Origin of the sequence: Kitasatospora sp. NPDC059088 (assembly GCF_042738155.1) — a bacterium.
Taxonomy (GTDB): Bacteria; Actinomycetota; Actinomycetes; order Streptomycetales; family Streptomycetaceae; genus Kitasatospora.
This window is the reverse complement of record NZ_JBHYGR010000009.1, coordinates 120,801-131,372: the sequence shown is the minus strand read 5'-3', so window position 1 is coordinate 131,372 and position 10,572 is coordinate 120,801. Positions and strand designations below refer to the sequence as shown.

10 protein-coding genes are annotated in these 10,572 nt (G+C 72.9%); 6 read left to right on the top strand and 4 right to left on the bottom strand.

The window, feature by feature from the left end:
- Window positions 1-79: 79 nt before the first annotated feature.
- Genes ACFWXO_RS06985 through ACFWXO_RS06975 form a run of 3 tightly spaced genes read right to left on the bottom strand, consistent with a single transcriptional unit; the run spans window position 80 to window position 3,308 of the window.
- Window positions 80-1,156, bottom strand: a complete 1,077-nt coding sequence (locus tag ACFWXO_RS06985) for a threonine aldolase family protein (protein WP_380400519.1) — start codon at window positions 1,154-1,156, stop codon at window positions 80-82.
- A complete protein-coding gene (locus tag ACFWXO_RS06980; RefSeq protein ID WP_375895965.1) occupies window positions 1,153-1,911 on the bottom strand; it encodes an SDR family NAD(P)-dependent oxidoreductase in 759 nt (252 codons plus the stop codon). The genes ACFWXO_RS06985 and ACFWXO_RS06980 overlap by 4 nt, the downstream gene beginning before the upstream one ends.
- Window positions 1,908-3,308: a DUF6421 family protein gene (locus ACFWXO_RS06975; RefSeq protein ID WP_375895962.1), complete on the bottom strand. Its 1,401-nt coding sequence runs from the start codon at window positions 3,306-3,308 to the stop codon at window positions 1,908-1,910. The genes ACFWXO_RS06980 and ACFWXO_RS06975 overlap by 4 nt, the downstream gene beginning before the upstream one ends.
- Window positions 3,309-3,806: 498 nt before the next feature.
- Here ACFWXO_RS06975 and ACFWXO_RS06970 point away from each other — a divergent pair, with 498 nt between their 5' ends.
- From ACFWXO_RS06970 to ACFWXO_RS06950, 5 genes are all read left to right on the top strand, one after another.
- Entirely contained in the window at window positions 3,807-4,700 is an 894-nt protein-coding gene (locus tag ACFWXO_RS06970; RefSeq protein WP_380522646.1) for an ABC transporter substrate-binding protein, read from the top strand.
- A complete protein-coding gene (locus tag ACFWXO_RS06965) occupies window positions 4,697-5,623 on the top strand; it encodes an amino acid ABC transporter permease (RefSeq protein WP_380522644.1) in 927 nt (308 codons plus the stop codon). Before ACFWXO_RS06970 ends, ACFWXO_RS06965 begins: the two co-directional genes overlap by 4 nt.
- Window positions 5,620-6,378 (top strand): amino acid ABC transporter ATP-binding protein, encoded by a 759-nt coding sequence (locus tag ACFWXO_RS06960; protein WP_375895953.1) that lies wholly within the window; start codon window positions 5,620-5,622, stop codon window positions 6,376-6,378. Before ACFWXO_RS06965 ends, ACFWXO_RS06960 begins: the two co-directional genes overlap by 4 nt.
- Before the next feature lie 156 nt (window positions 6,379-6,534).
- A complete protein-coding gene (locus ACFWXO_RS06955) occupies window positions 6,535-7,101 on the top strand; it encodes a DUF5134 domain-containing protein (RefSeq protein WP_380522643.1) in 567 nt (188 codons plus the stop codon).
- Between the two features lie 156 nt (window positions 7,102-7,257).
- A complete protein-coding gene (locus tag ACFWXO_RS06950; RefSeq protein WP_375895948.1) occupies window positions 7,258-8,205 on the top strand; it encodes a M56 family metallopeptidase in 948 nt (315 codons plus the stop codon).
- Window positions 8,206-8,268: 63 nt separating this feature from the next.
- On the opposite strand, the gene ACFWXO_RS06945 is transcribed toward ACFWXO_RS06950, so the two are convergent.
- A complete protein-coding gene (locus tag ACFWXO_RS06945) occupies window positions 8,269-8,718 on the bottom strand; it encodes a MarR family winged helix-turn-helix transcriptional regulator (protein ID WP_380522642.1) in 450 nt (149 codons plus the stop codon).
- 87 nt (window positions 8,719-8,805) lie between these two features.
- Here ACFWXO_RS06945 and ACFWXO_RS06940 point away from each other — a divergent pair, with 87 nt between their 5' ends.
- Window positions 8,806-10,320: an MFS transporter gene (locus ACFWXO_RS06940; RefSeq protein ID WP_375895942.1), complete on the top strand. Its 1,515-nt coding sequence runs from the start codon at window positions 8,806-8,808 to the stop codon at window positions 10,318-10,320.
- The last annotated feature ends 252 nt before the right edge of the window (window positions 10,321-10,572 follow it).

Genomic DNA, 10,572 nt, shown 5'->3' with positions numbered 1-10,572 from the left:
GTACGGGGACCGACCCGCCACATGCAAATCGCCTCCGCCCGGAGTCCGGGCGGAGGCGATGCACTGTCAGGTCCGGGTGTCAGGCCCGGCCCATCTCCTCGGCGATGGCCGCCGCGAAGGCGTCGATGTCGGCCTCCGTGGTGTCGAAGGAGCACATCCAGCGGACCTCACCGGTCTGCTCGTTCCAGAAGTAGAAGCGGTAACGCTTCTGCAGCCGCTCGCTGACCTCGCGCGGGAGGATCGCGAACACCGCGTTGGCCTGGACCGGGCGCACGACCTCGACGCCGTCGATCTTCCGGACCGCGGCGTCCAGGCGGCGGGCCATCGCATTGGAGTGGCCGGCGTTGCGCAGGTAGAGGTCGCCCGCGAGCAGCGCCTCGAACTGGACGGAGACGAAGCGCATCTTCGAGGCGAGCTGCATCGAGGTCTTGCGCAGGTACTTGATGTTGCGCACCCGCTCCGGGTTGAGCACCACCACGACCTCACCGAGCAGCAGGCCGTTCTTCGTGCCGCCGAAGGACAGCACGTCGACGCCCAGGTCGGTCGAGAAGGCCCGCATCGGCAGGCCGAGCGAGTCGGCCGCGTTCGCCAGGCGGGAGCCGTCCATGTGGACGAGCATGCCGAGCTGGTGGGCGTGGTCGATGACCGCGCGGAGCTCGTCGACCGTGTAGAGGGTGCCGAGCTCGGTGCTCTGGGTGATGGACACCGCGAGCGGCTGCGCGCGGTGCTCGTCGCCGAAGCCGTAGGCCTGCTGGTCGAGCAGCTCGGGGGTGAGCTTGCCGTCCGGGGTGGGGACGGTGTGCAGCTTGATGCCGCCCATCTTCTCCGGCGCGCCGCCCTCGTCCACGTGGATGTGGGCGGTGTCGGCGCAGACCACGGCGCCCCAGCGCGGCAGCAGCGCCTGGAGGGCGACCACGTTGGCGCCGGTGCCGTTGAAGACCGGGTAGGCCTCGGCCTTGTCGCCGAAGTGGCGGCGGAAGACGTCCTGGAGGTGGTTCGTGTAGTCGTCCTCGCCGTAGGAGATCTGGTGGCCGCCGTTGGCGAGGGCGATCGCGGCGAGGACCTCGGGGTGCACGCCCGCGTAGTTGTCGCTGGCGAAGCCGCGGACGGCGGGGTCGTGTCGCCGTACCGCGTCCGTACGGGTGAGGTCGGTCATCGGGCTGTCAGCCACAGGTGCTGTCCGTTCAGTTCTGCTGCGGGGCGGTCCCAGAGGTCCGCCAGGTGTCCGGCGAGGTCGGCGGTGTCGGTGAAGCCGGTGAACTTGGCCTCCGGCTTCTCGGCCCGCATCTCGGGGCTGACCAGCGCCTTGATGACCAGGATCGCAGCCGCGGCGGTGGGCTCGCCGTCCGGGGAGGTGGTCTCCTTCTTGAAGGAGTCGGCCATCGCGAGGGTCCAGGCCTCGGTGGCGGCCTTGGCCGCCGCGTAGGCGGCGCCGCCCGCGGTGGGCTTGTGCGCTGCCGCGGCGGAGATCATGGCGTAGCGGCCGGCGGAGCTGCGGACCAGCGCGGGCTGGAAGGCCAGCGAGGTGTGCTGGAGGGTGCGCACGACGGTGTCGTGCAGGAAGTCCCAGTCGTCCAGACGGCTGTCGAAGAAGGTCTTGCTGCCGCGCCAGCCCCCGACCAGGTGGAACACGCCGTCGACGTGGCCGTGCTCGGCCTCCAGGTGGTCGGCCCAGTCGTGGACCTCCTGCGGGTCGAGGAGGTCGATCACCTGACCGCTAACCTTCGCTCCGCGCACCGCGACCCGGGTGGCGTCCAGGGCGGACTCCAGGCGCCGGGGGTCGATGTCGGCACCGATCACGGTGGCGCCCTCGGCCGCGAGGCGGCGCAGCACGGCCTGGCCGGCCGGGCCACTGGCTCCGGCGACCGCGATGACCTTGCCGGCCAGCTTGGTGGAGGGGTTGGTGGTCACGCGGCGACTCCCTGGATACCGGCGCCGGTGATGCCGGCGGTGGCGGCGATGACGCCGCGGAGCTTCTTGGACAGGGCCTCGTAGAACATGCTCAGCGGGAACTCGTCCGGGAGCACGGCGTCGCACAGCGCCTTGTTCAGGGCCTTGCCGTCGGTGAGGTCGAGCGGGAGGGCCTCGGGGCCCTTGGCCCAGGTGGAGGCCGGGTGCGGGGTGAGGTAGCGGGAGACCAGCTCGTAGGCGGCGATCCAGTGGGCCGGCTTGGGCCGGTCGATGCCGTCGCGGTAGAGGGTCTCGATGTCGGCGCAGAGGGCGTTGGTGACCTGCGGGGCGCGCTCCCAGTCGATGGTGAGGCGGTTGTCGCGCCAGCGCAGCGCGTCGTGCTTGTGCAGGTACGCGAAGAGCAGCTGGCCGCCCATGCCGTCGTAGTTGCGGACGCGGTCGCCGCTGACCGGGAAGCGGAACAGCCGGTCGAAGAGGATCGCGTACTGGACGTCGCGGGCGTGCGGGTTGCCCTCGGTCTCCAGCTGCACCGCCTCCTTGAAGGTGGTGAGGTCGCAGCGGAGCTCCTCCAGGCCGTACATCCAGAACGGGCTGCGCTGCTTGATCATGAAGGGGTCGAACGGCAGGTCGCCGTGGCTGTGGGTGCGGTCGTGGACGAGGTCCCACAGCACGAAGGTCTCCTGGGCGCGCTGCTGGTCCTCGAGCAGGCCCTCGGCGTCGGCCGGGATCTCCAGGCCGAGCTGCTGGACGGCGCTGGTGGTGACGGCGCGGAAGCGGGCGGCCTCGCGGTCGCAGAAGATGCCGCCCCAGGTGAAGCGCTCCGGCGCCTTGCGCACGGCGACCGTCTCGGGGAAGAGCACGGCGGAGTTGGTGTCGTAGCCGGCCGTGAAGTCCGTGAAGGTGATCGGCACGAACATCGGGTTGTCGAACCGGGTGCGCTCCAGCTCGTCCAGCCACTCGGGCCAGACCACGCTCAGCAGGACGGCTTCCAGGTTGCGGTCCGGGTTGCCGTTCTGGGTGTACATCGGGAAGACGACGAGGTGCTCCAGGCCGTCCTCACGCTGCTCGGCGGGCTGGAAGGCGAGCAGCGAGTCCAGGAAGTCGGGCTCGCGGTAGCCGGTGTCGGCCCACTTGGCGAGGTCCGCGTCGACGGCCTTCAGGTAGGCGGCGTCGTGCGGGAAGTGCGGGGCGAGCTCCTCGATGGACGCCCGGACGTCGGCGACCAGCGGGTCGACGGTGTGGCGCTGGACCGCGGACAGGTCGATGGAGCCGTCCTTGGACTGCAGCGGGCGCAGCGTCTCGACGGCCTCCTTCAGGCGCAGCCACGCCGGGTGAGCGGCGAGGGTCGAGGCCGGGGCGTCGGCCGCCGCAGCGAGCCTTGGCGAAAGATTCTGCATCGTGGACTCACTTCGACAGGAGTTATTTCAACGAGGACACCATAAGTACGAAAGGTTCTCCCGTTCAAGGGGGTCCGAACCGGCAAACCTCCCGTGTGCCGCCGCTCCGGCCCCGGATTCTCCGCCGGAGCCCCGGTTGTCCGGCATGTGGACGGTTTCCTGGATGTTCTGGACAGCCGTGCCGTCCTGATGCGAACCTCCCCGCATGCTCCCGGAGGTGATCACGGTGGCCGAGCGCCATGACAACCCGTTCCGGGCGCCCTCCCGTCAGCAGGCCTGTTGTCCCTGCCGCCGCCCGCACAGCCGCTGCCACTGCCGCCGCTGTCGCTGATCCGGCCCGGGGCGCCGCGGACGCGGGCCCGTACGCCGACCATGCCGTGTGTGTTCCGGCGCCGCCACCGGGGGAAGTGACCCGCCGGGAAGCGGCCCGCCCGGTCCGGCCCGCAGCACCCCTGGCCCCTCCCCCCGTCCCGCCCGGTCCTCCCCTGGAGCCCTGCCATGAGCCTCCGCAAGCCGTCCACCGCCCTGCCCCTCGCCGCGCTCGCGGTCGTCGCCGCCGTGCTCTCCGGGTGCGCGCCGCAGGACGCCAAGTCCGACGGGGCCGCCGCCTCCGGCGCCCCGGGCACCGCGGGCGCGGCCGCGGGTTGCGCGCCGGGGGCGCTGGCCACCCGGACCGTCGGGAAGCTGACCGTCGGCACCGACAAGCCGGCGTACGACCCCTGGTTCTCCGAGGACAAGCCGGAGAACGGGAAGGGCTTCGAGTCGGCCGTGGCGTACGCGGTGGCGGAGAAGCTGGGCTACCCGAAGGACAAGGTCGGCTGGGTGGTCGCGCCGTTCGGCAAGGCGACCGCGCCGGGCGCCAAGGACTTCGACTTCGACATCAACCAGGTGTCCATCAGTGACGAGCGCAAGCAGGCGGTGGACTTCTCCTCCGGCTACTACGACGTGCGCCAGGCCGTCATCGCGTTGAAGGGCTCCAAGGCGGCGGGGGCGAAGAGCGTCGCCGACCTCAAGGGCGCCAAGCTGGGCGCCCAGGTCGGCACCACGAGCCTGGACACCATCACCGACACCATCAAGCCGAGCACCCAGCCGGCCGTGTTCGACTCCAACGACCTGGCCAAGGCCGCGTTGAAGAACGGTCAGGTGGAGGCGCTGGTCGTCGACCTGCCGACGGCGTTCTACATCACCGGCGCCGAGGTGCCTGAGGCCCAGGTGGTGGGGCAGTTCGCATCCGCCTCGAAGGCCGAGCAGTTCGGGCTGGTGCTGGACAAGGGCTCCCGGCTGACGCCGTGCGTGTCGCAGGCGGTGGACGCGCTGCGCGCGGACGGGACGCTGGCCGGGTTGGAGAAGCAGTGGCTGTCGGACGCCGTCTCGGCGCCGGTGCTCAAGTGAGTGCGGAGGCGGGCCCGCCCGGGCCGGTCGACACCGCCGCAGCCGCGGCCGGGTCCGCCTCCCCGGCCGGGGAGGACGGGTACCGCCCGTCCGAGCGGCGGCTCGCGCACGAGGCGTACCGGCGGGCCCGGGCCCGCCGCTCGGCGCTGGTCGCCACCGCCTCGACCCTGCTGACGGCCGTCGCGCTCTACCTGCTGGTCGTCAACTCCCCCGGCTGGGCGGTGACCCGGCGGACCTTCTTCAACCTGGACTACGCCCGCCAGGCGCTGCCCGAGGTGCTCCGCGGGCTGCGGCTCAACCTGGAGCTGATGCTCGGCTGCGGGGTGCTGATCATGGTCTTCGGGCTGCTGCTGGCGGTGCTGCGGACGCTGCGCGGGCCGGTCTTCCTGCCGGTGCGGCTGCTGGCCACCGCGTACGTGGACTTCTTCCTCGGGCTGCCGATGATCATCTGCCTGCTGGTGATGATCACCGGGGTGCCGGCGCTGCGCCTCACCGGGGTGACCACCGATCCGCTGCTGCTCGGCGGGGCCGCGCTGGTGCTGACGTACTCGGCGTACGTGTCGGAGGTGTTCCGCTCCGGCATCGAGTCGGTGCACCCCAGCCAGCGGGCCGCGGCGCGCTCGCTGGGGCTGACCAACGCGCAGGCCATGCGGTTCGTGGTGCTGCCGCAGGCGGTACGGCGGGTGGTGCCGCCGCTGCTCAACAACCTGGTGAGCCTCCAGAAGGACACCGGGCTGGTCTCGATCGGCGGCGCGATCGACGCGGTGTACGCCGCGAAGATCATCGCGGCGCACTCCTTCAACTTCACGCCGTACCTGGTGGCGGGGCTGGTGTTCATCGTGCTGACCGTTCCGCTGACCCGGTTCGCCGACTGGCTGACCGGGCGGATGAACCGTCGGCAGCTGCAGGGGGGTGCGGTGTGACCGGGACGGAGGTGCTCCGGCTGGAGTCGGTGCGCAAGAGCTTCGGCGACCAGGTGGTGCTGCGCGACGTCGGCCTCGCGGTGCCCGAGCACTCGGTGACGGCGCTGATCGGGGCGTCCGGCTCCGGGAAGTCCACCCTGATGCGGTGCGTCAACCTGCTGGAGGGGATCGACGACGGCGCGATCTTCCTGGACGGCGAGGAGATCACCGACCCGCGCGCCGACGAGGACGCCGTGCGGCGCCGGATCGGGGTGGTGTTCCAGTCGTACAACCTGTTCCCGCACATGACGGTGCTGGAGAACGTCACGCTCGCCCCGCGCCGGGTGCACCGGGTCGGACGGGCGGAGGCCGAGGAGAAGGCGCTCGCGCTGCTGGACCGGCTCGGGCTGGCGGCCAAGGCCCGGGAGTACCCGGACCGGCTCTCCGGCGGACAGCAGCAACGGGTCGCCATCGTCCGGGCGCTGGCGGCCGGGCCGCGGCTGCTGCTGCTCGACGAGATCACCGCGGCGCTCGACCCGGTGCTGGTCGGGGAGGTGCTGTCGGTGGTGCGGGACCTCAAGGAGCAGGGGATGACGATGGTCCTCTCCACCCACGAGATGGGGTTCGCCCGCGAGGTCGCCGACCAGGTCTGCTTCCTGGACGGCGGGGTGGTGCTCGAACAGGGGCCGCCGGAGCAGGTGTTCGGCGATCCGCAGCAGGAGCGGACCCGGCAGTTCCTCAGGCGGATCGTCGCCTCGGGGCGGCTCCAGGGCTGAGCCGCCGGTACGGGGGCGCTCGGGGGGGCGTGGGTCTCACCGGGTGGATCGCACCACGCCGGTCACCACTGTGCGCCCCCGTACGCGCCCTGGCCCCGCCGGGGGCGGAGCGGTGATCGTGGACGGGACGATCGTCCGCGCCCCGGGAGGCCGCCGTTGCACGGACCCACCCTGGTCAACTGGCTCCTCGCCCTCCTCACCGCGACCGCCGGCGCCACCTGCCTGACCCGCCTTCGGCACCCCTCCTGTGCCGCCGCGCCCCACGGCGCGCACCGCGCCCACCCGCCGCTCGCCCGGGAGTCCGACGCCGCCGAGGCCCTGATGGGGCTCGGCATGGCGGCGATGGCCGTCACCGGCGCCACCGTCCCGGCCGCCGTCTGGGCCGTGCTGTTCGGCCTCCCGGCGGCCGTCTTCCTGCTCGCCGCCCTGCAGACGCCCCGCGGCCGCGGCCACCGGCTGCACCACGCGGTCGGCGCTCTCGCCATGACGTACCTGGCCCTGGCGATGACCGTCTCCCCCGCCGGCCACCACCACCCCGCTGCCGCCGGAGCGCCCCTGCTGACCGGCGCCCTGCTGCTCTACTTCGGCGGCTACGCGCTCTGGACCGGCGCCCGGCTGCTGCGCACCCCGGCCGGGACCCTCGTCGTCGGTACCACCGGCCTGCCGCAGGCCTGCCGACTGGCCATGGGGATCGGCATGTTCGCCATGCTCCTGACCATGTGACGCTCCCGGCTCGCCCGACCCAGCGCGGCCCGACCCGGGACCGGCGCGTGGCGTTGGTCACTGGCCCGCCGAAAGCCGTTCCACCGGGCGTTGCCAGCGCATAGGTTGGCAGGGAGCGCGCTGTCGCGCTCCGTGCGTACTCGGGGAGCCCATGCGATGACTGCCCTGACCGGCCTGCTGCTGCTCGGCCTGCTGCTCGCCACCGTGGTGCCCCGGCTGCTGGCCCGGGCCCGCTGGGTGGAGCGCGAACCGGTGCTGGCCCTGCTGGTGTGGCAGTGCGTCGTGGTGGCCGTCCTGCTGTGCTGCGCCCTGGGCCTGGTCCTCGCCGCCTCCGCCGCCGAGCCCGCGCTGCGCGCCTGGGTGTTCTCCGGCGCCCCGTACGGCGTGGAGGCCGCCTACGGCCTCCAGGACGCCGAGGGCTGGGGCCGGCTGTGCGCCGCGGTGCTGGCCGCGGGGGCGCTGCAGACGGTGCTGGCGCTCACCCGCGAGGTCCGTACGGCCAAGGCCCTGCGCTCCCGTCGGCACGCCCAACTGGCGACCAGGGCGCCGGAGTTGCCCGAGGCGATCGAAGCCGCCCGGAGCCGCCGGGAGCGGCTGGTGGTGCTGGAGAACGTCCGCCCCGAGGCCTGGTCGCTGCCCGGCCCGAACTCCCGCCTGGTGGTCACCACCGGCGCCCTCCAGCAGCTCACCGACCGGGAGTTGGCGGCCGTGCTGAGCCACGAGCGCGGCCACGTCCGCGCCCGGCACCACTGGCTGCAGCAGTTCGCCCAGGCGCTCGCCTCCGGCTTCCCCGGCGTCCGGGTGTTCCGGGCCTTCCGGGACCAGGTGGCGGAGCTGGTCGAGCTGGCGGCCGACGACCGGGCCGCCCGCCGGCACGGGCGGCACACCACCGCCCTCGCGCTCGCCGAACTCAACCTGGACCGCGGGGTGTTCGGCTCCTGCCCGCCCGGTCTGGCGCAGTCCCCGAAGCGGGTGGACCGACTGCTCGCGGGCCGCCCCCGGCTCTCCGTCCCGCACCGGCTGCGGCTGACCGCCGTCGCGCTGGCCGCGCCCGCCGCGGTCGTCCTGCTGGCCGCCGCGCCGGGGCTGCACTCACTGCTCTGAGACCGCCGACGACAACCGACAGGGCATGGAACACAAGCACCGCACCGCACAGTTGAGGTGGCGTCAGTCCTGGTTCCGGGACTCCCCGCAGAGCGGGGCGAACCGGCCGCCGAGGGTCTGTCCGAGCACCTCCCGGTGGAGCGGCCGGGCCTGGTCGTAGCGCTCCCGCCCGGCCGGAGTGAGGGCGATCATGATGCCCCGCCGGTCGCTCTCGCACATCGCCCGGGTCACCAGCCCGCTCTTCTCCAGGCGGGCGATCAGCCGGGAGAGCGCGCTCTGGCTCAGGTGGACGGTCGGCCCCAGCTCGCTGGACCGCAGGGCCTGTCGGCCGTCGGCCACCAAGCCCTCCACCAGGCGTTCCAGCACCTCGAACTCGCTCATGCCCAGCCCGTACTTCTCGCCGAGCTCACGGTCGAGCGCGCAGACGGTCGAGGCGTGCCGGGCCAGCAGCTCGCGCCATTCCGCGATCAGACCGGCCTCCGCCGAGGCTTCGAGGGGGTCGAGTTCAGCCACCCCGCCAGGTTAGCACGTGCATCGTAAATTTATGCGTTCACATCTAATTCATTTGCATTGAATGCACGTGCATGTACTGTCCTCCCCATGACCACCGCGACCGCCACGTCTCCCGACGCTCCGTCAACCAGCGGGTTGAACTGGACACCCCGCCTCTGGGGCACCCTGCTCGTGCTCTGCGCCGCCATGTTCCTGGACGCCCTGGACGTCTCGATGGTGGGCGTCGCCCTCCCCTCCATCGGCTCCGAACTGCACCTCTCCACCTCCACCCTGCAGTGGGTGGTCTCCGGCTACGTGCTCGGCTACGGCGGCCTGCTGCTGCTCGGCGGCCGCGCCGCCGACCTGCTCGGCCGCCGCCGGGTCTTCCTGGTCGCCCTCGGCGTCTTCGCCGCCGCCTCACTGGTCGGCGGGCTGGTCGACGACGGCGGCCTGCTGATCGCGGCCCGCTTCCTCAAGGGCGTCAGCGCCGCCTTCACCGCCCCCGCCGGCCTCTCGATCATCACCACGACCTTCGCGGAGGGCCCGGCCCGCAACCGGGCGCTGTCGATCTACACCACCTGCGGCGCCAGCGGCTTCTCGCTCGGCCTGGTGCTGAGCGGACTGCTCACCTCGGTCGGCTGGCGCTGGACCTTCCTGATGCCCGTCCCGGTCGCCCTGCTCGCCCTGGTGTTCGCCGTCCGGCTGCTCCCCCGCCCGGTCGAGGAGCCCGCCAAGGGCGGCTACGACGTGCTGGGCGCGATCACCGGAACCGCGACCGTGCTCCTGCTGGTCTTCACCGTGACCGAGGCCCAGGGCGCCGGCTGGCTGAGCCTGCGCACCCTCGGCTCGCTGGTCGTGGTGGCCGCGCTGGCCGCCGCCTTCCTGCTCGCCGAGAGCCGCGCCGCCCACCCGCTGGTCCGGCTCGGCATCTTCCGCAACGGCTCGGTGGCCCGGGCCAACATCGTCGCCTTCGCGATGGCCGGGGCGTACGGCGGCTTCCAGTTCGTCGTCACGCTCTACCTCCAGCACCTGCTCGGCTGGTCGGCCCTGGAGATGGCCCTGGGCCTGCTGCCGGCCGGCGCCTTCATCGCGCTCTCGGCCCCGTTCATGGGCCCGATCGTGGACCGCTTCGGCACCGGCCGGCTGCTGCCGATCGGCCTGCTGGCCCTGACCGGAGCCTTCGCCCTGTTCCTGCGCCTGGACGAGCACAGCTCGTACCCGGTCCTGGTGCTGCCCTCGATGCTGCTGCTCGGCGTGGGCTTCGCGCTGGCCTTCCCCTCGGTGAACATCGCCGCCACCGACGGGGTGGCGGACGAGGAGCAGGGGCTGGCCTCGGGGCTGGTGAACACCGCGATCCAGGTCGGCACCGCGGTGGTGCTGGCCGGGGTGACCGCGATGCTCACGGCCGGGAGCGCGGGCGGCGACAGCCCGCAGGCCCAGCTGGACGGCTACCGGCCGGCGCTGGTCCTGGTCACCGCGGTCGCGCTGATCGGTCTGGTCGTCGCCGCGACCGGCGCCCTGGTGGACCGACGCCGCCGGGCAACTCCCGCTCCGGTGCCGGATTATGATTACCCGTCCGCCGCGCCGTCCGTGGCCCGGACCGAAGTCCTGACCGAGCGCTGACCCACTGGCTCCGCCCCGAACGGCCTCCCGGCCGTCGGGCACTGGTGCCGGCTCCACCAAACCCCCCGGGTTGTGGTGCCGCCCCGGCCAGGTTAGGCCGCCCCCGCGGGGCCCGCGGGGGGGGCGGGGTGCGCCGGGGGGGGCGGGGGGCTGTTGCGGCCGGGGGGCGCGGAGCAGACCCGCCGGGGGGGTGCCCGCGACGCCCAGCTCGCCGAGTGGGTGGCCAACCACCCCAAGCGCGAGGAGGTGCGG

What these genes read in the sequence shown, in the direction of transcription:
- ACFWXO_RS06985 (WP_380400519.1), bottom strand. Translation starts at nt 1,156, where the DNA reads ATGACCGACCTCACCCGTACGGACGCGGTACGGCGACACGACCCCGCC.
- ACFWXO_RS06975 (WP_375895962.1), bottom strand. Translation starts at nt 3,308, where the DNA reads ATGCAGAATCTTTCGCCAAGGCTCGCTGCGGCGGCCGACGCCCCGGCC.
- ACFWXO_RS06970 (WP_380522646.1), top strand. Translation starts at nt 3,807, where the DNA reads ATGAGCCTCCGCAAGCCGTCCACCGCCCTGCCCCTCGCCGCGCTCGCG.
- ACFWXO_RS06950 (WP_375895948.1), top strand. Translation starts at nt 7,258, where the DNA reads ATGACTGCCCTGACCGGCCTGCTGCTGCTCGGCCTGCTGCTCGCCACC.
- ACFWXO_RS06940 (WP_375895942.1), top strand. Translation starts at nt 8,806, where the DNA reads ATGACCACCGCGACCGCCACGTCTCCCGACGCTCCGTCAACCAGCGGG.